The 19,474-nt window shown below is 70.9% G+C and carries 17 protein-coding genes and 1 riboswitch; of the genes, 5 read left to right on the forward strand and 12 right to left on the reverse strand.

What is annotated here, in order from left to right:
• Positions 1 to 53 precede the first annotated feature (53 nt).
• The 5 genes from ACRAKI_RS11845 to ACRAKI_RS11865 all read right to left on the reverse strand — a co-directional run bounded on the left by ACRAKI_RS11845 (position 54) and on the right by ACRAKI_RS11865 (position 7,979).
• The gene (locus ACRAKI_RS11845) at positions 54 to 1,238 is read right to left on the reverse strand and encodes a DUF222 domain-containing protein (RefSeq protein ID WP_447007108.1); all 1,185 of its coding nucleotides are present in this window, start codon (positions 1,236 to 1,238) and stop codon (positions 54 to 56) included.
• Positions 1,239 to 1,377: 139 nt separating this feature from the next.
• Complete coding sequence (gene metH / locus ACRAKI_RS11850; RefSeq protein ID WP_447007109.1) at positions 1,378 to 4,965, reverse strand: methionine synthase; 3,588 nt, start codon at positions 4,963 to 4,965, stop codon at positions 1,378 to 1,380.
• A gap of 12 nt (positions 4,966 to 4,977) precedes the next feature.
• A riboswitch (S-adenosyl-L-homocysteine riboswitch) is annotated at positions 4,978 to 5,055 on the reverse strand.
• A 109-nt stretch (positions 5,056 to 5,164) separates the two neighbouring features.
• Positions 5,165 to 5,863 carry a LutC/YkgG family protein gene (locus ACRAKI_RS11855; RefSeq protein ID WP_447007110.1) on the reverse strand — a complete coding sequence of 233 codons (699 nt, stop codon included), beginning with the start codon at positions 5,861 to 5,863 and terminating at the stop codon, positions 5,165 to 5,167.
• Positions 5,860 to 7,254: a LutB/LldF family L-lactate oxidation iron-sulfur protein gene (locus ACRAKI_RS11860; protein WP_447007111.1), complete on the reverse strand. Its 1,395-nt coding sequence runs from the start codon at positions 7,252 to 7,254 to the stop codon at positions 5,860 to 5,862. Before ACRAKI_RS11860 ends, ACRAKI_RS11855 begins: the two co-directional genes overlap by 4 nt.
• Positions 7,251 to 7,979 carry a (Fe-S)-binding protein gene (locus ACRAKI_RS11865; RefSeq protein WP_447007112.1) on the reverse strand — a complete coding sequence of 243 codons (729 nt, stop codon included), beginning with the start codon at positions 7,977 to 7,979 and terminating at the stop codon, positions 7,251 to 7,253. Before ACRAKI_RS11865 ends, ACRAKI_RS11860 begins: the two co-directional genes overlap by 4 nt.
• Positions 7,980 to 8,050: 71 nt before the next feature.
• Here ACRAKI_RS11865 and ACRAKI_RS11870 point away from each other — a divergent pair, with 71 nt between their 5' ends.
• Entirely contained in the window at positions 8,051 to 8,749 is a 699-nt protein-coding gene (locus tag ACRAKI_RS11870) for a FadR/GntR family transcriptional regulator (RefSeq protein WP_447007113.1), read from the forward strand.
• A gap of 53 nt (positions 8,750 to 8,802) precedes the next feature.
• On the opposite strand, the gene ACRAKI_RS11875 is transcribed toward ACRAKI_RS11870, so the two are convergent.
• The 4 genes from ACRAKI_RS11875 to ACRAKI_RS11890 all read right to left on the reverse strand — a co-directional run bounded on the left by ACRAKI_RS11875 (position 8,803) and on the right by ACRAKI_RS11890 (position 13,251).
• Positions 8,803 to 9,243: a DoxX family protein gene (locus ACRAKI_RS11875; protein WP_447007114.1), complete on the reverse strand. Its 441-nt coding sequence runs from the start codon at positions 9,241 to 9,243 to the stop codon at positions 8,803 to 8,805.
• Position 9,244: 1 nt separating this feature from the next.
• Positions 9,245 to 10,909 carry a peroxidase family protein gene (locus ACRAKI_RS11880; RefSeq protein ID WP_447007115.1) on the reverse strand — a complete coding sequence of 555 codons (1,665 nt, stop codon included), beginning with the start codon at positions 10,907 to 10,909 and terminating at the stop codon, positions 9,245 to 9,247.
• Positions 10,910 to 11,152: 243 nt separating this feature from the next.
• Entirely contained in the window at positions 11,153 to 12,085 is a 933-nt protein-coding gene (locus ACRAKI_RS11885) for an SDR family NAD(P)-dependent oxidoreductase (protein ID WP_447007116.1), read from the reverse strand.
• 92 nt (positions 12,086 to 12,177) lie between these two features.
• Positions 12,178 to 13,251, reverse strand: coding sequence for an AraC family transcriptional regulator (locus ACRAKI_RS11890; protein WP_447007117.1), 1,074 nt, complete (start codon positions 13,249 to 13,251; stop codon positions 12,178 to 12,180).
• Between ACRAKI_RS11890 and ACRAKI_RS11895 the strand changes: the two genes are divergently transcribed.
• The gene (locus tag ACRAKI_RS11895) at positions 13,250 to 14,743 is read left to right on the forward strand and encodes a flavin-containing monooxygenase (RefSeq protein WP_447007118.1); all 1,494 of its coding nucleotides are present in this window, start codon (positions 13,250 to 13,252) and stop codon (positions 14,741 to 14,743) included. The genes ACRAKI_RS11890 and ACRAKI_RS11895 overlap by 2 nt on opposite strands.
• Here ACRAKI_RS11895 and ACRAKI_RS11900 read toward each other — a convergent pair.
• Positions 14,730 to 15,491 (reverse strand): SDR family NAD(P)-dependent oxidoreductase, encoded by a 762-nt coding sequence (locus tag ACRAKI_RS11900; protein WP_447007119.1) that lies wholly within the window; start codon positions 15,489 to 15,491, stop codon positions 14,730 to 14,732. The genes ACRAKI_RS11895 and ACRAKI_RS11900 overlap by 14 nt on opposite strands.
• Positions 15,492 to 15,684: 193 nt before the next feature.
• On the opposite strand from ACRAKI_RS11900, the gene ACRAKI_RS11905 reads away from it, so the two are divergent.
• The 3 genes from ACRAKI_RS11905 (at position 15,685) to ACRAKI_RS11915 (ending at position 17,070) form a co-directional block, all read left to right on the forward strand.
• Entirely contained in the window at positions 15,685 to 15,900 is a 216-nt protein-coding gene (locus ACRAKI_RS11905) for a hypothetical protein (protein ID WP_447007120.1), read from the forward strand.
• A 181-nt stretch (positions 15,901 to 16,081) separates the two neighbouring features.
• Complete coding sequence (locus ACRAKI_RS11910) at positions 16,082 to 16,447, forward strand: DUF1330 domain-containing protein (protein ID WP_447007121.1); 366 nt, start codon at positions 16,082 to 16,084, stop codon at positions 16,445 to 16,447.
• A 398-nt stretch (positions 16,448 to 16,845) separates the two neighbouring features.
• Positions 16,846 to 17,070, forward strand: a complete 225-nt coding sequence (locus ACRAKI_RS11915) for a hypothetical protein (RefSeq protein WP_447007122.1) — start codon at positions 16,846 to 16,848, stop codon at positions 17,068 to 17,070.
• A 336-nt stretch (positions 17,071 to 17,406) separates the two neighbouring features.
• On the opposite strand, the gene ACRAKI_RS11920 is transcribed toward ACRAKI_RS11915, so the two are convergent.
• On the reverse strand, positions 17,407 to 18,276 hold the full coding sequence (locus ACRAKI_RS11920) for an ATP-grasp domain-containing protein (protein WP_447007123.1): 870 nt from the start codon (positions 18,274 to 18,276) through the stop codon (positions 17,407 to 17,409).
• Entirely contained in the window at positions 18,273 to 19,397 is a 1,125-nt protein-coding gene (locus ACRAKI_RS11925; protein WP_447007124.1) for an iron-containing redox enzyme family protein, read from the reverse strand. The genes ACRAKI_RS11920 and ACRAKI_RS11925 overlap by 4 nt, the downstream gene beginning before the upstream one ends.
• Positions 19,398 to 19,474: the final 77 nt, after the last annotated feature.

Here is a 19,474-nt window from a genome sequence, read left to right on the forward strand (position 1 = left end):
ACGTCCGAACGTGCACGGCGCGGCGCCACCAGGAGCGTGGGGGCGTGTGGGTGTCAGGCGGCGATGGGTATGGGCGGTCGGTGGAGCAGGTTCTGCCGGGGCCGTTGGGCCGGGTCGACGTGTCGCGGCGGAATGAACGTCGGCACGCCACCGGTCATGGTGATCCGCCACGGCGAGTGGTGCACCAGCGTGTGATGCGCGCGGCACAGCAGAACCAGATTTCCGAGGTCGGTGTCCCCGCCGTCCGACCAATGCCGCACATGGTGCGCGTCGCACCACTTCGGTGGCCGTGAACACCCCGGAAAAGCACATCCCCGGTCGCGGGCGTGCAACGCTTTGCGCTGCGCGACACTCACCGTCCGCTTCGTCCGCCCCAGATCCAGCACTTCGGAATCGCCGCCCAGCACGACCGGGATCACTTTGGCGTCGCACGCGATCCGCCGCGCCTGCGCCGCACCCAGGTGACGGTCGCCGTCCAACACGGCGTGCCCCACCCCGCGCCGCAGCGTCTCCACATCCACCGTCACGCTGATGTGCGGACGCTCCCCGGCCTCGGACGGCAGGTCACCCGACCGCGACGCCAGCGACACCACATCCGCGAACGCCTCACCCAGCCGGTGCGCGAGGTCCTTCGGTCCCTCCGGACGCGGCGTCGCGAGTGGCTCCAGCATCGCGGTGAACCGCGCCCCGGTCTCCGCCGACAGCTCACCCCGGAACTCGACCCGTCCACCCGGCAGATCCCGCAGGTACACCACATCCGCAGGCTCCGCCGCCGGTTCGTCCACCTCGTCCACGGCGTCCTGCTCGACGCGGTCGCGGATGCGGTCCGCCAGCTGCCGGACCACCTTCGGCTCCACCGACCGCGCCGCCTCGACCAGGACCTCCTCCGACCAGTCGGGCAGCTCCAGCGTCCCGACCGCCCGCGCCAACTCCCGCAGATGCCCCTCCGACAACGCACCTTCCGCCAACGCCGCACCTGCCACCCGGCACGGCGGCGGCAACGACTGCCCGGTCGGCGCGACCGACGGCAGGAACAACCCCACCTGCGCGACCCACTGCTTGAAATCCGCCGGATTCGCCCGCACCAAGGCCCGGTACGAATCCAGGTCGTACCCGCAGCGCACCACCTCGGCGAGCAATTCCAACCGCCGCCGGTGCGATGCCCGAATGGACGCTTCGACCTCCGCGATGGCGGCGAACACGTCGTCCTCGGTCAACAACACCGACGAAACACCCATACCCGGAACAATAGTCGAACAAGCATTCGCACATCATCACCCGAGCAGGTATGGAAAACGGCCAACAATGACACAACCCGTCACCGGCCCGCACGGATGCGTGAATGCGGTCTGTCGAATGCGGCGCGCTGCGACCGGATCAGGCGCCGGGCTCGTAGGCCAGGTTCGGGCGCAGCCAGCGCTCGACCTCCGCCAACGGCATACCGCGCCGGCGGGCGTAGTCGACCACCTGGTCACGGCCGACCCGGCCCACCGTGAAGTAGCGGGACTCCGGGTGCGCGAAGATCACGCCGCTCACGCTCGCCGCCGGCGTCATGGCGAACGAGGTGGTCAGCGCCATGCCGATCTCCTCCGCCCTCAACAACCCGAACAGGTCCTGCTTCTCGCTGTGGTCCGGGCTCGCCGGGTAACCCAGCGCCGGCCGGATGCCGCGGAAGCGTTCGGCGTGCAGGTCTTCCAGCGCGGGGTCGGCGTCCGGCTCGAACCAGTCCTTCCTGGCCCGCAGGTGCACGTACTCGGCGAACGCCTCGGCCAGCCGGTCGGCCAGCGCCTTCACCATGATCGACCGGTAGTCGTCCTGCTCGGCCTCGAACCGGGCGGACAGCTCTTCCGCGCCGTGGATCGTCACCGCGAACCCGCCCAGGTGGTCGCCCTCCGGCGCGATGTAGTCGGCCAGGCAGCGGTTCGGGCGGTTCTCGGGCTTCTTCGTCTGCTGGCGCAGCATCGGCAACCGGACACCGTCCACCACGATGTCGTCGCCCTCGCTGTGCGCCGGCCAGAACCCGTAGACGCCCTTCGCCCACAGCGACCCGTCGGCGACGATCTGGTCGAGCATCGCGTTCGCGTCGTCGAACAACTCCTGCGCGGCCGGGTTGGTCTGGAGGATCTTCGGGTACTTGCCCTTCAGCTCCCACGCCAGGAAGAAGAACGTCCAGTCGATCATCTCGCGCAGCTCGACCAGCGTCGGCTCGACCACCCGCAGCCCGGTGAACGCGGGCGTCGGCAGGTCGTCGAACGACACCACCTCGGGGTTCGCGCGGGCCTGCTCCACCGTGAGCAGCGGCGTGCTCCGCCGGTTCTCGTGCTCCTCGCGCAGCCGCTGCTGGTCCACGCGCGTCGACGCGCCCAGCGTCTCGGCCCGGTCGTGGTCCAGCAGGGCCGACACCACGCCCGCCACCCGGGACGCGTCCAGCACGTGCACCGTGGTCTGGTCGTACGCGGGCGCGATGCGGACGGCCGTGTGCTGGCGGGACGTCGTCGCCCCGCCGATCAGCAACGGCAGCTTCATGCCCCGCCGCTGCATCTCCGCGGCCACCGACACCATCTCGTCCAGCGACGGCGTGATCAGCCCGGACAGGCCCACCACGTCGGCGCCCTCGGCGATCGCGGTGTCCAGGATCTTCGCCGCGGGCACCATCACACCCAGGTCGACCACGTCGTAGTTGTTGCAGCCCAACACCACACCGACGATGTTCTTGCCGATGTCGTGCACGTCGCCCTTCACCGTGGCCAGCACGACCTTGCCGTTGCCGCGGGTGGAGCCGGAGGCTTCCTTCTCCGCGTCCATGTACGGCTCCAGGTGCGCGACCGCGCGCTTCATCACGCGCGCGCTCTTCACCACCTGCGGCAGGAACATCTTGCCCGCGCCGAACAGGTCGCCGACGACCTTCATGCCGTCCATCAGCGGCCCCTCGATCACGTCGAGCGGGCGCTTGGCCTCCAGCCGGGCCTCTTCGGTGTCCTCGATGATGAAGTCCACGATGCCGTGCACCAGGGCGTGCTCCAGCCGCTTGCCGACCGTCGCCTCGCGCCACGACAGGTCGACCTCGCGCTTGGTGCCCGACCCGGACACCGTCTCGGCGAACGACACCAGCCGGTCGGTCGCGTCCGGGCGGCGGTCGAACAGCACGTCCTCGACCAGCTCCAGCAGGTCCTTCGGGATGTTCTCGTAGACCGCGAGCTGACCGGCGTTGACGATGCCCATGTCCAGGCCCGCGCGCACACCGTGGAACAGGAACGCCGAGTGCATCGCCTCGCGCACGGTGTTGTTGCCGCGGAACGAGAACGACAGGTTCGAGATGCCGCCGCTGATCCGCACGCCCGGACAGCGCTTCTTGATCAGCGGGATGGCGTCCAGGAACGCCTTGGCGTAGCCGTTGTGCTCGGCGATGCCGGTGGCGACGGCCAGCACGTTCGGGTCGAAGATGATGTCCTCGGCCGGGAAGTCCGCCTTCTGCGTCAACAGGTCGTACGCGCGACCGCAGATCTCGACCTTGCGCTCGGTGGTGTCGGCCTGGCCCTTCTCGTCGAACGCCATCACCACGACGCCCGCGCCGAAGTCGCGGATGCGGCGGGCCTGGGTGAGGAACTGCTCCTCGCCCTCCTTCAGGCTGATCGAGTTGACCACGCCCTTGCCCTGCACGCACCGCAGCCCGGCCTCCAGCACGGACCACCGGGAGCTGTCGATCATGATCGGCACCCGGGCGATCTCCGGCTCGGTGGCGATCAGGTTCAGGAACGTCGTCATCGCCTGCACGCTGTCGAGCAGGTCGGCGTCCATGTTCACGTCCAGCAGGTTCGCCCCGCCGCGCACCTGCTCCAGCGCGACGTCGACCGCCGCCTGGTAGTTGTCGCTCTCGATCAGCCGGCGGAACTTCGCCGACCCGGTCACGTTGGTGCGCTCGCCGATCATCACGAACCCGGTGTCCGCGCCGAGCTCGAACGGCTCCAGCCCGCTGAACCTGGTCCGGTCCGGCACCTGCGCGATCGGGCGCGGCTTCATGTCCCTGACCGCCGACGCGATCCGCGCGATGTGCTCCGGCGTGGTGCCGCAGCAGCCGCCGACGATGTTGACCACGCCCTCTTCGGCGAACCCGTGCAGCAGCGCGGCGGTCTCGTCCGGCGTCTCGTCGTAGCCGCCGAACGCGTTCGGCAGGCCCGCGTTCGGGTGGCTCGCGGTGTAGGTGCCGGCGATCCGGGACAGGTCGGCGACGTGCGGTCGCATCTCGGCCGCGCCCAGCGAGCAGTTCACGCCCACGACCAGCGGCTCGGCGTGCGCGACGGAGTTCCAGAACGCCTCGACCGTCTGCCCGGACAGCGTCCGGCCGCTCAGGTCGACGATGGTGACCGAGATCCACAGCGGCAGGTGCGGCGCGACCTCGCGGGCTGCGGCGACGGCGGCCTTGGCGTTGAGCGTGTCGAAGATCGTCTCGATGAGCAGCAGGTCGACGCCGCCCTCGGCGAGCGCGCTGATCTGCTCGGCGTAGGTGGCCTGGACCTGGTCGAACGTCACCGTCCGGTACGCCGGGTCCTCGACCCGCGGCGACAGCGACAGGGTGACGTTGAGCGGGCCGACGGAGCCGGCCACGAACCGGCCGCCCGCCTCGTCGGCGGCCTGGCGGGCGAGCTGCGCGCCGCGGACGTTCATCTCGCGCACCAGGTGCTCGAGGCCGTAGTCGGCCTGCGCGATGCCGGTCGCGGTGAACGTGTTGGTCGTGGTGATGTCCGCGCCGGCGGCCAGGTACTGCCGGTGGACGTCGAGGATGACGTCCGGGCGGGTCACGTTGAGCAGGTCCGGGTCGCCGGTGACGTCGTGCGTGTGGTCGCCGAGGAGATCACCGCGGTAGTCGGCCGGGGTGAGACCGGCGGCTTGGAGCATCGTGCCCCAGGCACCGTCCAGTACCGCGACACGCTGGTCCAGCAGTTCTCGCAGGGCGTTTTCCGACACGCAGCCTCCCAGTTTCGGGAGGCGCCCTTACGGTCTATCAGCCCTGCCGAGCGTGGCGGGCCGATGCCCGTTGCAGCGCCTCTCGGACGGGATCCCGATACTAGCGAATCCGGTGATTCTGGTCGGACCCGCCCACTGTGTGGGACACCACTTGTGGGGACACCACGGGAGCACGGGCGGGCCGCGACCGGCAGCGCGTTCAGCGGGCGATGACGACTTCCAGCGTGCGCGGGCCGTGCACGCCTTCCACCCGTTCCAGCTCGATGTCGCTGGTCGCGGACGGCCCGCTGATCCAGGTCTGGGTGCGCACACCGGCCAGCGCCGCCACCGCTTCCGGCACGCCCACCACCACCTGGTCCGCCCGCACCACGACGAGGTGGTAGTCCGGGACGAGGGTGAGGGCGCGCGGGCCTTGGTCGGCCGCGTCGTGGTCCAGCACGATCGTCCCGGTCTCCGCGATCGCCACGTGGCACGCCGTCACCACGGCATCGGTCCGTTCCAGCATGGCCACGGTCACCGGGCCGCGGACGACCTCGGGACGGCCCTCGGCCTCGGCTTCGCGCAGGTCCCCGCCAAGGGGATCCCTTGATTCAACTCTACCGGCGGGGTCCGACAATTCCGGCCGGCCGGACAGGTCCGTCCACTCCACCGGGGTGCCCGGGGCCGCCGCCACCCGCCGCACGCCCCGCTCCAGCAGCGCGGCGACGACGGTCGCGGCGGCCTGGTCGGCGTCGACCACCCGCACCCGCGCCCGGTAGTCGCGCAGGCGTTCGGCGAACAGGTCGAGGTCGACCACCCCCCGCGTGCCCGCCACCCGGTAGTCACGCGGGACCGGCGGCGGATCGACCGGACCCTTCGCCCGCCGGACCCGGGCCAGCACCTCGTCACGCGCGCTCATCGGGACTCCCACCAATCACGGAACGTCTGCTTCGGCGGCAAGGGCAGGTCACGGGCCGCCGACCAGCCCGGCAGCGGCACGTGCCGACTCGCGAGCCGGCCGAACTTGCCCAACCTGATCAGCCGACGCCACCGCCGGGCGTCCGACATGACCCACGCCATGGCGCGCATGGCGGTCGACTCCGGCGTGGCCCGCTTCGACTCGGTCACGCGCGACCGCAGGTGCACCAGCATCGACGGGATGTCGATCGCCACGGGGCACACGTCGTAGCAGACACCGCACAACGACGACGCGAACGGCAGCGACGGGTTCTTGTCCACGCCTGTGAGCTGCGGCGACAGCACCGCGCCGATCGGGCCCGGGTAGGTCGACCCGTACGCGTGGCCGCCGGTGCGCTCGTACACCGGGCACGAGTTCAGGCATGCCGAACACCGGATGCAGCGCAACGCCGCCCGCCCGTCCGGATCGGCGAGAGTGGCGGTGCGGCCGTTGTCCACCAGCACGACGTGGCTCGTCTGCCCCTCGGTCGGTCCCGTCCACACCGACGTGTACGGGTTCATCCGCTCGCCCGTGGACGACCGGGGGAGCAGTTGCAGGAACACCTCCAGGTCGCGCCACGACGGAACCAGCTTCTCGATCCCCACCACGCTGATCAACGTGCGCGGCAGGGTCAGGCACATCCGGCCGTTGCCCTCGGACTCGACCACCACCAGCGCGCCGGTCTCCGCCACGCCGAAGTTCGCGCCCGAGATGGCCACGTCCACCGTCATGAACTTCTGCCGCAGGTGCTTGCGGGCGGCTTCGGCCAGGGCGCGCGGGTCGTCGGTCAGGTCCGGGTCGACGCCGGGCATCTCGCGCCGGAACACGTCCCGGATCTCGGTCCGGTTCCGGTGGATCGCGGGCACCAGGATGTGGCTGGACTTGTCGTTGCCGAGCTGGACGATCAGCTCGGCGAGGTCGGTCTCCACCGCGTGCACACCGGCGTCCGCCAGCGCCTCGTTCAGCCCGATCTCGACCGTCGCCATCGACTTGACCTTGATGACCTCGCGCGTGCCGGTCGCCTTCACCAGGTCGGTGATGATCCGGTTGGCCTCGTCCGCGTCCCGCGCCCAGTGCACGTGCGTGCCCCGGCTCGTCAACGCCTCCTCGAACCGGACCAGGTGCTCGTCCAGGTTCGCCAGCACCTCGTCCTTGATCGCCGCACCGGCCGCGCGCAGCTCCGCCCAGTCCGGCAGCTCGCCGACCACGCCCGCCCGCTTGGCCCGGATCGTCGTGGTGGCCTTGGCGAGGTTGCGGCGCAGCTGGGCGTCGACGAGCGCGCCGCGCGCCGCCTTCGGGAACGGTGTGCCGGTCAGGTTCCCGCCGCCGGCGGGCATGCCCAGGAACGTCATCGCGTGTTCTCCAGGACCTGGGCGAGGTGCAGCGTGCGGACGCCGCTGCGCAGCCTGCTCAAACCGCCGCCGATGTGCATCAGGCACGACGAGTCGCCCGCCGTGAGGACGTCCGCCTCCGTGCTCAGCACGGCGCTCGCCTTGTCGCCGAGCATGGCGGTCGACGTGGCGGAGTTCTTCAGCGCGAACGTGCCGCCGAAGCCGCAGCACGTCTCCGCGTCGGGCAGCTCGACCAGGTCGATGCCCTCCACGGCCCGCAGGAGCTGGAGCGGCTTGTCCCGCACCTCCAGCATCCGCAGCGAGTGGCACGTCGGGTGGTAGGTGACCCGGTGCGGGAAGTACGCGCCCACGTCGGTCACCTTGAGGACGTCCACCAGGAACTCGGACAGCTCGAACGTGCGCTTGGCGGTGTCCTCGGCGGCCTCGGCCAGTTTCTCGTCGCCGCCCTTGCGGGCCACGTCCGCCTGCTGGTGGCGCACCGACCCGGCGCACGACCCGGACGGCGCCACGATCACGTCGGCCCCCTCGAACGCGTCCACGTGGTTGCGGACGAGCGGCAGCGCCTGGCCCTGGTAGCCGGTGTTGATGTGCATCTGGCCGCAGCACGTCTGCGCGGACGGCACGACCACCTCGTGGCCGAGCCGTTCCAGCAGTCGGACCGTGGACTTGCCGACGTCGGGGAACAGCGCGTCGACCAGGCAGGTGACGAACAGCGCGACTCTCACGGCGGTGAGTCTAGGCTCTGTGGTCAGACCACACCAGACCCGTGGTCTGACCACATGACGGAGGTGGCCGGGTGTCCGGGTACGGAGCGGTGCTGCGGCACGTCGAGGCGGAGTTGACCGCGGGTCGGCTCGGCGTGGGGCAGCAGCTGCCCGCCGAGCGCAAGCTGGCGGAGGACCTGGGCGTCAGCCGGGCCACCGTGCGCGAGGCGATCCGGGTGTTGCAGGCGATGGGCGTGGTGCGCAGCGGCGTCGGCTCCGGGCCGGACGCGGGCACCACCGTCATCGCCGACCCGGCCGGCGGACTCGGCGCGGCCCTCCGCCTGCACCTGGCCACCCGGCGGCTGCCCATGGCGGACCTCGTCGGCACCAGGGTCATGATCGAGAGCCACTCGGTGCGCGCGGCGGCGGCCGTGCCCGACCACCCGGACCTGGCCCGCGCAGCCGACCTGCTGACCCGCATGGACGCGCCGGACCTCGACGCGGACGCGTTCCACCAGCTCGACGCCGACTTCCACGTCGCCCTCACCGCCGCCGCGGGCAACGCGGTGAACACGGCGATCATGGCCGCGCTCCGGGACGCCATCCACCGCACCGTGCTGGACGCCGTGCAGGCCCTGCCCGACTGGTCCCGCACCGCCGTCCGGCTGCGCCGCGAGCACCGGTCCATCCTGCGGGCCGTCCAGGCGGGTGACGGCGAACTGGCCGCCACGAGGGTGACCCGTCACGTCGAGGGCTTCCACCGCGAATGGGTCCGCCACGCCACACCGTGAACGCGGGAAGTCCGGCCCCCGGGAGGACCGGGGGCCGGACTTCCGTCGCACGGCTAGCTCGTCCTCCGCCTTTCGAGCCGGCCGAGCAGCACCAGCGCGGCGCAGATGAGCACCACGTTCTTGAGCACGAACTCACCGTTCGTGGTCAACAGCAGCGGATTGCCCTCCGTCATCATGAGAGCCGGCGCCTGGACGAAGACCACGAACGTCCCCGCCAGGTGGACCGCCACGGCGACCAGCGTCAACCGCGGCAGCCGCCCGATCAGCAGCACCACTCCCAGCACGACCTCGAACCACCCCAGCGCGGGCACCAGGAACCCCTGGTCCACCCACGGCACGGCGGCGCTGACGAGGTACCCGACCGGCGAGGCGCCGATCACCTTCAGCACGCCGAACCAGACGAACACGACGCCGATCGACACTCGAAGTGCCGGCACCGCCCAGCGGTCGAGCCGTGCGGCGACAGCGGTTCGCTCCCCCAAGCGAGTCGACATGTCAGTCCCCCAACGGGTTCAGCAGGTCCGCCTTGCCTTCGAAGGCGAACAACAGCAGGTCGGTCATCCGGAACGTCCGCGCGTCGGGCCCGAACGCGGGCCGCCACGACGGCTCGCGGACGATCGACGTGCGGCTGCCCTCGATGGCGCGGTGGAACACCTCGGCCACGATCCGACCGCCCACCGGCCCCATCAGGCCGCCGTGGAACTCCGCCTCCCGCAGGACGTAGAGCCACAACGGGGTCGCGGCGGTCACCGCGGCCTTCTGCGCGTCGGTCAGCGAGTCCAGGGACGCGCCCCGGTCGCCGACCAGGACCTGCTCGGCGGTCAACGGCTCCACGCCCAGGAACTCCGCCATCTGCTGCCCGCTCGCCAGCCGGACCATGCCGGCCCGGGTCAGGTTGCGGAACGCCAGGTTGCGCTGGATCTCCGGGAACGCGGTGCCCCGCCCGTCGAACGTGCCCGCCGGCAGTTGGGCCAGCGGGTTCACCACCGAGCTGTCGAGCCGCTTGGTGACGTTGCCGCCGTCCGCGGTCGGCGGCGCCAGGTCCGGCCGGTCGACCTCGGTGAAGTCGAACAGCCGGCGGAAGTCGGCGATCCAGTTGGTGGGCAGGGTGTCGAGCGTGCCCGAGTTCGGGTTGTCCAGGTCCGGCAGCCGCGACCCGGGGTCGAAGTTGCCGGAGGTGCCGGTGAAGACGAACAGCAGGAACAGCGTGGCGGCACCACCCGGGCCACCCGTGGTGAACACCCGGTTCCACTCGTACTCGCCCCGGATCATGCTGTGCCCCAACCGGTACGCCGCCACCGAGAACTCCAGCGGCATGGTCGGCCGCAACCCGTGCGGCGACCGCCCGCGGCCCGGCGCCTCGAAGAAGCGCCGACCGTTGGTGAACACGTCGTCCACGATCGCCGGGTCCACGATCCTCGGCAGGAAGTCGGTGCGCAGCATCCACTGGTAGTGGCGCACCACCTGCTCGCGTGCCTCGGTGAACAGCCGTCGCCCGGTCAGCCCGCGCATCGCCAGTTCGTCCACGACCCGGTTGTGGAACCTGATGAACGCCAGGTGGGTCTGGGCGACCGCCAGGTTCTCGTCGTTGCGGGTGTCCGGGATGAGCGGCTTGCGCCGGTCCGCCCCGGTCAGGCCCGCCCCGCCGAACCTCGGCAGGTCGAACCCCTCCAGCGCGACGTTGACCCGCTGGTCCGGGAAGCCCACCGGCGAGGTCGTGCCCACCTTGAGCTTCACCCCGTCGGGCGCGTAGAACACCCGGTCGGTGCGGTCGGCGGGACCGCGGCCGTACACGGAGTCCAGGTCGAGGGCCGGTGAACGACCCTGAACCAGGTCGCCGAGGTTCACGTCGTCGCCAAGCTGCGACTCGGTGCGGTCCATGGTCAGGTCGTGGTCGACGAACTGACCCAGGTACGTGAAGCCCGCCGGGATGGGCGGGTTCGCGGAGTCCGGCTGCGGTACGTCCGCCGTCATGGCGGTGGCGAGCGCGATCCGGGTCTCCTCGTCCAGCGGCGTCCCCTCCGGCCCCAGCCGCGAGAAGCGGAACCGGCGCAACTCCTCCACGGTGAGCGGCTGGCGCTTCGTCGCCTCGCCGTCGCGGTCGAACTCGAGTACTCCCTCGCCCACGACGAAGAAGCTGTTCGAACCGTGCTGTTTCATAGACCCCCCCAGGTCTGTGGTTCCCCGGTTGACCCGGGCAGGACGACGCACCCCCTGTGGTCGGCCCTGTACTACACAGGTGCGGGCTCCTGTCCATCAGATACACGGCCTAGTCGACTAGTCCGGACGCACCAGTTCACGCGGGCCGGCATTCGGACCGGACCCGGCGAAGCTGCGGCGGGCGGCGTTCGACACCGACGCCTACCGGGTGCCGCCGGTGATCACGCCGATGAGGCCTACCGCTCAGCTGCCGCTGGAGGTCGTGTTGCGCTGAGCGGTCGTGGGCTGAGCGGTCGTGGACTGCGCGGCTGCGGGCTGCCCGGCTGTGGGCTGGGAGGGCTTGGCGTTCCGGGCGGTCGAAGGGCTGAGGCGGGTGAGCACGGCCATGTACGAGGTGGGGAACAGGCGGGCGAGGATGTCCGGCGCGACGGCGGTCCACGCGATCAGCACCCGGCCCTTGCGCTTCTCCACGCCCGTCAGGATCCGCTCGGCCGCCTTGTCCGCCGGGTAGGTGAGGAGCTTGGCGAAGCTCTCCTTGCCCTGCGCCGCCTCGGCCTCGCTCACCCGGGACGCGACCCGCGCGGTCTCCGCGATCCTGGTGCGGATACCGCCCGGGTGGACGCTGGTCACGCCGACGCCCCGGTCCGCCAGCTCGTGCCGCAACGACTCGCTGAACCCGCGCAGGGCGAACTTGCTGGCCGAGTACGCCGTCTGGCCGGGCGGCCCGATCAGTCCGAACAGGCTCGACACGTTCACCACGTGGCTGCCCGGCGACTCCAGCAGCGTCGGCAGCAGCAGGCGGGTCAACGCGACCGGCGCGCGGAAGTTGACGTCCATGACCCAGTCGAACTCATCGGCGCCGATCTGGTCGAACGTGCCGCCCAGCGCCACGCCCGCGTTGTTCACCAGCAGCGTGACGCGCGGGTCGGCGGCCAGCACGCGCGCCGCCAGGTCGTCCAGCCCGGCGATGTCGGACAGGTCCGCCACCAGCGTCTCGACCCGGACCCCGCGGACCTTCGCGGCCACCGCCGCCAGCCGGTCGGCGTCCCGGTCGACCAGCACGAGGTGGCTGCCGCGCCGGGCCAGCCCGTGCGCCATGTGCTCGCCCATGCCGCTGGCCGCGCCCGTCACCACCGCCGTGCCGCCCGCGAACCGGTAACGCGACAGCTGGGACATGCGGCCTCCTCAGGACGTCGGTGCCACCAGTCTGGCCTCGTCCGGACGGCCGGGCTTGACTCCAGGCGACGGGAATTTGACTGCGCACGACATCATGCACCCCGGCGGACGGCACTCGGCGTCATGTCCCACCACCGGCGGCAGCAGCGGCTGAGGGCGGACTGCTCGGACAGCCCGAGCATCCCCGCCACCTGGCTCATCGGCATGTCCGTCGTGGTCAGGTACCGCTTCGCCGCCTCGCGCCGCACCTCGTCCAGCACGGTGGCGAACGTGGTGCCCTCGGCGGCCAGCCTGCGCTGCACCGTGCGCGGGTGCAGGTCGACCAACCGGGCCACCGCCCCGATCTCCGGCGCGATCGTGCCCAACGTCCTGGTCAGCACACCGCGCACCCGTGCGGTCAGGCTCGCGCCGTCGCCCGCGGTCTGCTCGGCCAGGAACGCCAGCGCCAGCCGCCACACCCGCTCGTCACCGCCCGCCAACGGCTGGTGCACGAGCCCGCGCGGCATCCGCAGCGCCGGCGCGTCCTGTCCGGTGTGGACGGGCGAGCCGAAGAACTCCTCGTACACGGCTCGCGGTGCGACGGGCTGGTACGGCAGCTCCACGCTCCGCAGCCCGTACGGGCCGCCCAGCAGGTACGTGATCGACCGGTGCAGGAAACCGAGGCCGAGGTCCGTCGCCTGCACCGGCACCGGCAGGCCCGGCGGCAGCCCGTACCGCAGCGCGGCGAGGTCCGGTGCGCCGTACGGGTCGTCCACCAGGGTCAGGCTCAACGACCGCGCGTGCACGAACAGGTAGCGGGACGTGCACTCCAGCGCGTCGGCCACGGTCGGCGAGTTCTGGATGGCCGGCGCCAGCGGGCCGAGCATGCCGAAGTCCTGCCGTGCGGCCACCCGCAGCCCGAGGTCCGGGCACCGCAGCTCGGCGGCGGCGACCTCCAGCACGGCGGCCATCACCGCGTCCGACACCAGCAGGTCGTCCACGTCCAGCGCGGCCACCGGCAGGCCCGCCGCGCGGGCGTAGTCCTCCGCCCGGCCGCCCAGCTCGGCCACGGTCGCCCGGAAGCCGCGCAAGCCCGCGGACCGGATCACCGACATGTCGTACAGGGTCAAATACTTGTCGTCCCCGGTCAAGAACCCGTCCGGTGGCTCCAGGACACTGGAGCGCATGACCACCCCCGAGCACCTCGACGTCGTGATCGTGGGCGCCGGACTGTCCGGTGTCGGCGCGGCCTGCCGGCTGCGCACCGAGTGCCCCGGCAAGTCCGTCGCGATCCTCGAAGCCCGCGACGTCATCGGCGGGACGTGGGACCTCTTCCGGTACCCCGGCATCCGGTCGGACTCGGACATGTTCACCCTCGGCTACCCGTTCCGGCCGTGGCGCGAGGCGAAGTCGATCGCGGACGGGCCGTCGATCCTGCGGTACGTGCGGGAGACGGCCGAGGAGCACGGCGTCGACCGGCTGGTCCGCTACCGCACCAAGGTCGTGGCCGCGGACTTCTCGACCGAGACGGCGCGGTGGACGTTGACGACCAGCCATCGCGACGACGCGGGCGTGGTCACGTCGAGCACGCTGACCTGCGACTTCGTCTACTCGTGCACGGGGTACTACAACTACGACCAGGGCTACGACCCGGTGTTCCCGGGGATCGAGTCGTTCCGCGGCGACGTCGTCCGGCCGCAGTTCTGGCCCGAGGACCTGGACTACGCGGGCAAGCGGGTGGTGGTCATCGGCAGCGGCGCGACCGCCGTGACGCTGGTGCCGTCGATGGCCGAGACCGCCGCGCACGTCACCATGCTCCAGCGTTCGCCGACGTGGATCGGGGTGGTGCCGGGCCGGGACAAGCTCGCCGACCGCGTTCGCCGCCTGTTGCCCGCGAACGCCGCGCACCGGCTGATCCGGACCAAGAACATCCTCTTCGGGCTGGCGTTCTACCAGTTCTGCCGCCGTTGGCCGCAGGCCGCGCGCAAGACGCTCACCCGCCTGTCGGCGAAGGCGTTGAACGACTCGGCGGCCGTTCGCGAGCACTTCACGCCGACCTACGACCCGTGGGACCAGCGGCTGTGCGCGATCCCGGACGCCGACCTGTTCGAGGCGCTCAACGCCGGCCGGGCGTCGGTCGTCACCGACCACATCGACACGTTCACGCCGGACGGGGTGCGGCTGGCGTCCGGGCGCGAGCTGGCGGCCGACGTCGTGGTCACGGCCACCGGTCTGCAACTGCAGGCGCTGGGCGGGATCGAGCCGAGCGTGGACGGGCGGCGGGTCGAGCTGTCGGACCAGTTCCTGTGGCGCGGCGCCATGATCACCGGGTTGCCGAACCTCGCGGTGTGCGTCGGGTACACGAACGCGTCGTGGACGTTGCGCGCCGACCTGACCTCGCGGCTGGTGTGCCGGGTGGTGAACCACATGGACCGGCACGGGTACGCGTCGGTCGTGGCCACGCCGGACCGTGAACTGGAGCGCCGTCCGCTGCTGGACCTGGCTTCCGGGTACGTCCAGCGGGCCGTCGACACGTTCCCGCGCCAGGGTGACCGCGGGCCTTGGCGGGTGCGGCAGAACTACGTGCTCGACGCGGTGGCGACGTTGCGGGGTGACCTGAGCCGGCAGCTCGTCGGCACGCCCCGCTCGGCGCTGCGCGTGGCGGTCAGGTCAGCGTGACGCCGGTGATCCCGGCGCAGGCGTCGAGCAGGCCGTCCTGGAGTGCGACGTCGTACGCGGCGGGGTTGGCGCGCAGGTCTTCGCGCCACTTGAAGTAGCGGCCGGTGACGGTGGCGGCGGGTTCGTCGGAGGTCGCGAGCCACACCTGGGTGTCCGCGCCCTTCGGGATGTCGTCGGTGGCGTTCGGGCCGCCCAGCTTGGTCTTGATCCAGCCGGGGTCGACCGCGTTGCTGAGGACGTCCGGCCACCGGCGGGCCACCGCGAACGCGAGGACGACGTCCAGCAGCTTGGAGTCCGAGTAGGCCTGCATGCCGTTCCACTCGCCGCGCTCGTGCTGGAGGTCGTCGAGGTCGGCGACGCCCTGCGCCTCCAGGCCGGAGGTGAGGTAGATCAGCCGGCGGGGGCGGGGCATCAGGGCGGTGAGCAGGTACGGGGCGAGGACGTTGACCTGGAACAGCAGCTCCAGGCCGTCGTCGGTGAGGGTGCGTTCCGGCAGTCCGCCGCCGAGGCCGGCGTTGTGGACGACCACGTCGCACGGTCCGGCCGCCGCCGCCAGCTCCTTGGTCTGGGCGAGGGACGCGAGGTCGCCGATCACGACGCCGGCGGCGTTCGGCACGGCGGCCAGGGCTTGCCCGGCCCGTGCGGCGTCGCGTGCGTGCAGCACCACCCGGTGCCCGAGTCCGACCAGCGTCGCCGCCGTCTCCCGACCGATACCGTCCGACGACCCCGTGACCAGAACACTCACCATGCCGAGCACCCTACAGTGGGAGCGCTCCCAACCCGCGAGTCCTCCACTCCGACACCGCGAGTCGCACGTTCAGGCACTGTGAATCGCGCGCTCGGACATCGGCGGATGTGCACATCGTCAGTCACTCGTCAGGTGGAACTGCCGGTTGCCAGGACACCCTGTTGGTGGATGGACTGAGAGCTGGAGGGTGAACATGGGGCCTGAAGCCGCACAACAGGACCGCTACTGCATGGAAGCGGTCGGCCGGTTGGCCGTCGAGTTCGGTGGTGTGGTGCCCCGGAGGGTCGTGACGACCACGGTCCTGGAGGCTCGGCGCGACCTGGAGGGGCAGATCGTGCCCGAGGCCCTGGGCGAGATGCTGCACCGCCTCGCCCACCACCGGCTCGACCGGATGCGCATGAACACCTGAGCGAACGGACGGCTCGCGGTGTCGGACCGGACAGCTCGGGGTGCCTGAGTGGACGGCTTGGGGTGTCTGGGTGGACGACTCGCGGTGTCTGGGTGGTGGGCTCGCGCGGGTGTGGGTGGTGGCGCGGGGGGTTGGTGGATGTACCGATGCGGGCGGGGGCGGTGGGCACCATGCTGTCGGCATGGCTGTGGATCCCCGAGGTGCCGATCTGAAGCGTCTGCTGGACGAGGACCCGGGCGGACCGGTGGTCATGCTCAACCTGCTGCGGTTCGCCGACGGTGGGGTCGAGTCGTACCAGCAGTACGCACGTCGGCTGCATGAGACGTTCCTGCCCCGGTACGGCGGCAAGGTGCTCTACGCGGGCACCGGCTCCACCGTCCTGGTCGCCGAGGACGGGCAGAGCTGGGACGCGGTCGTGGTGGTGCGCTATCCCGACCGGGACGCGTTCAGCCGCATGGTCGCCGACCCCGAGTACCAGGAAGTGACCCGGCTGCGGACCGAAGCGCTGACCGAGGCGGTGCTCCAGGCCACCATCCCCTGGGGCTGAACGCGCTGGCAACTCCGGCCTGGGCACGATCCGTCGGGTCGTGGAGCGCACGATCGCCTGGTACCACGGCATGAAACGCCTACGCATCCGGTGGGAACGCCGCGACGACGTCCACGAAGCCTTCCTCGGCCTCGCCACCTGCATCATCTGCTACCGGCACGTCCAGCGATCCTGTGAGGACCTCCAAGTCGTCGACCGGAAGTCCGCGATCAGCGTGGCGGACACCCCTGTGCGAGGACGTGATCGGCGAGCAGGCCCCCCACCGGCGACCCCGCCACGGCATCTCGCCCATTCGGGTGGAGAGGGGTGGTATCGCGCACCCCTGCGGTGAACGATCGCCGTGTGCCCGGTTAGGGTTGGTATGTCCTGATCTTGTAACTCTTCGGAGGGAACTTTCCGTGGCAATTTCCGTGAACCTGGACAAGCAGCTGGACAAGGCGTACGAGGAGCTGGAGCTGTCGAAGGTCCTCGACGCCCCGGTCGCCGCATTGGCCGGTGTCAGCGCGGGCGACGCGGAGAAGCTCGCCGCCGCGTTCAACATCAAGACGGTCCGTGACCTGGGCACGAACAAGCAGTTCAAGGTCGCCGCGGCGCTGGTGGCGCTGGAGCAGTCGGCCGGCTAGCAGCCGATACCGCTGGGACGTCAGGGCGGTCGGCGGCGGGTTCAGGCGGCCGTCCGCCGTGACGGGCGGCCTGCGGGTGGGCACGCGCCCCGTCCACAATGGACATATTCTGCCGCCGCCCGCCCCGGAAGTCCGCAGCAGCTGCTGAAGCCGCAAAAATGCGGTTCCGGCCAGTGATCGGTGCGTGGACGAGGGTCAGGCCGCGCACCGGCATCGTGTTCGGCGGTGGACGCCGTGGCCGCCGTGACGGCACGATCGAGTTCAGCGGCTGACCGGCGCGAGAACGCCGGTAGCCGCCGGGAACACCCCGACGGCCAACGGCGGCTCAGGTCGGGATCAGCTCACCGGGGCGGCCAGCAGGCGCCGCACACCGGCGGCGAACTTGTCCGCGATCGCGGTGGAGTGCCGCAGGTACAGGGCCGGCTCCACCAGCTCCAGCTCCAGCACCAGCAGACCGTAGTCCTTGGTGTTGAGCAGGTCGATCCGCGCGTACAGCGGCTTCGGGCTGATCCAGTCGTACACCGCCGTGGCCAGGGCCACTTCTTCGGCGGCGGGCTCCAGCGGCGCGCCGACGTGCGCGACCTCCAGCGACGTGTGCATCCCGGACGGCCGGCGGACCGCGTGCGTCTGCTCGCCACCCAACCAGATCACCGAAGACTCGCCGGTGGTCTCGAAGTCGTACAGGTAGGGCTGGATCAGCGCGTCGACCTTGTCGACCAACCCGTCCAGGTGCGCCTGCGCCTCGTCGTGGTTGTCCGCGGACACCTTCAGCGCGCCGTGCGCCGAAGCCGAGATCGCGGGCTTGACGACGGCTTCGGTCCAGCTCCGCGCGTCGAGCGCCGCGCGCAGGTCGACCGACTTGCCCCGCTCCACCCACTTCGTCGGGATGATCGGGAAGCCCGCCTCGGACACCCGCTTGAGGTACGACTTGTGCGAGTTCCACCGGATGATCTCCGGCGAGTTCTGCAGCGAGGTCAGCGGCTCGACCCGGTCGACCCACGCCAGGAACTCTTCGCTGCGCAGGTGGTAGTCGAACACGGAGCGGATCACGGTGACCGGCGCCTCGGACCAGTCCACCGACGGGTCGTCCCACACCGCGACGTCGGTCTCGACGCCCGCGCGGCGCAGCGCGTGCAGCAGCTCCTGGTCGTCCGGGGCGAGGTCGGGCAGGTGGGCGGCCGTGACGAGGCGGACGGACGGGCTCATGCCTTGGCTCCTTCGGAGTTCATGGACTTCAGGTAGGCCAGCATGTGGTCGAACTGCCGCTTGCCCGCGCTGGACGCCATGTGGGCGCCGCGCACGATGTCGCGCACCTGGCCGGGGCTGAGCAGCGGCCGTTGCAGGCGCATGCCGTCGGATAGCTCCTCGCTGTGCCTCGGGTCGATCTTGACGTGCGCGGTGAAGTAGATGCGCACCTCGTCGTCCAGGATGCCGACCCGGGTCAGACCGTCCAGGATGCGGACGAAGTGCGGCTCGACCCAGCTCTCGAACACCAGGAAGCAGCCGTACGCCATCATCTTGCGCGACGGCCGGGTGAGCAGCGCCGCGTTGAGGTTCGACGTGAACTTGGCGAACCACGGGTGGTTCTCGCGGTACTCGTACAGGGCGTCCCAGCCGTCGGTCGCGGTGAGCAGCCGGCGCAGCCAGTACGTGTGGAAGTTCTCCAGCTTGCCGCGCCCGCACTCGTCCCACAGGTTCGCCGCGGCGACCGCCTTCTGCATGCCCTGCAGGCCGACCACGAGCAGCGCGACCTCGTCGTCGACGACCTCGTTGCGGATCAGCTCGCACTGGAGGAACCGCTCCAGCTGCTCGCGCGGCGCCTCGTCGCGCAGGTACTCGAACAGCGGGTGCACGACACCGGGGTTGGTCGCGGCCAACTCGTCCAGGTAGTCGGCGGCCTCGAACTGGTCGGCGAACTCGGGTTCGGGGTCGGTGGTCGACCAGTGGTCGAACAGCTCCCGTTCCAGGGTGATCTTCGCGCCGAACAGGGCCTTCTCGGCCTCGTCGTCGGTGTGCCCGGTGTACGCGCCGTCGCGGTAGCCGAACGAGTGGGCGTAGATCTCGGCCAGGTGCCGGTGCAGGAAGCTGCCGTGCTCGGCGGGGTCGTCGCGCAGCCCGGCCAGCACCTCCCGCTGCTCGTCGGCGGAGGCGGACATGAACTTGGACAGTTCGGGGTCGAACCCCTCGAACGCCGCCACCGGTGGCCAGTAGTAGTCGTACAAGCGGTTCGTCTCGTCGGGCAGCGGCTTGAGCCGCCCGTTGCCCAGGGACGACGGCAGCTGCTGCTTGATCGCGCCGTCCGAGGCCTTGGTCGTCGGTGTACTCACGCGGTTCTATCCTTCCGAAGCTTTGCGAAAAGCCACGAGATCGGTCGGGCGGGACGGACCGCGCTCGACGGGTTGCC

Source organism: Saccharothrix isguenensis, from assembly GCF_052936305.1.

Excerpts from the sequence above, each read along its gene's own strand:
- ACRAKI_RS11845 (WP_447007108.1), bottom strand. The coding sequence starts at position 1,238 with ATGGGTGTTTCGTCGGTGTTGTTGACCGAGGACGACGTGTTCGCCGCC.
- ACRAKI_RS11855 (WP_447007110.1), bottom strand. The coding sequence starts at position 5,863 with ATGAGCGCGCGTGACGAGGTGCTGGCCCGGGTCCGGCGGGCGAAGGGT.
- ACRAKI_RS11860 (WP_447007111.1), bottom strand. The coding sequence starts at position 7,254 with ATGACGTTCCTGGGCATGCCCGCCGGCGGCGGGAACCTGACCGGCACA.
- ACRAKI_RS11875 (WP_447007114.1), bottom strand. The coding sequence starts at position 9,243 with ATGTCGACTCGCTTGGGGGAGCGAACCGCTGTCGCCGCACGGCTCGAC.
- ACRAKI_RS11880 (WP_447007115.1), bottom strand. The coding sequence starts at position 10,909 with ATGAAACAGCACGGTTCGAACAGCTTCTTCGTCGTGGGCGAGGGAGTA.
- ACRAKI_RS11885 (WP_447007116.1), bottom strand. The coding sequence starts at position 12,085 with ATGTCCCAGCTGTCGCGTTACCGGTTCGCGGGCGGCACGGCGGTGGTG.
- ACRAKI_RS11895 (WP_447007118.1), top strand. The coding sequence starts at position 13,250 with ATGACCACCCCCGAGCACCTCGACGTCGTGATCGTGGGCGCCGGACTG.
- ACRAKI_RS11890 (WP_447007117.1), bottom strand. The coding sequence starts at position 13,251 with ATGCGCTCCAGTGTCCTGGAGCCACCGGACGGGTTCTTGACCGGGGAC.
- ACRAKI_RS11900 (WP_447007119.1), bottom strand. The coding sequence starts at position 15,491 with ATGGTGAGTGTTCTGGTCACGGGGTCGTCGGACGGTATCGGTCGGGAG.
- ACRAKI_RS11905 (WP_447007120.1), top strand. The coding sequence starts at position 15,685 with ATGGGGCCTGAAGCCGCACAACAGGACCGCTACTGCATGGAAGCGGTC.
- ACRAKI_RS11910 (WP_447007121.1), top strand. The coding sequence starts at position 16,082 with ATGGCTGTGGATCCCCGAGGTGCCGATCTGAAGCGTCTGCTGGACGAG.
- ACRAKI_RS11920 (WP_447007123.1), bottom strand. The coding sequence starts at position 18,276 with ATGAGCCCGTCCGTCCGCCTCGTCACGGCCGCCCACCTGCCCGACCTC.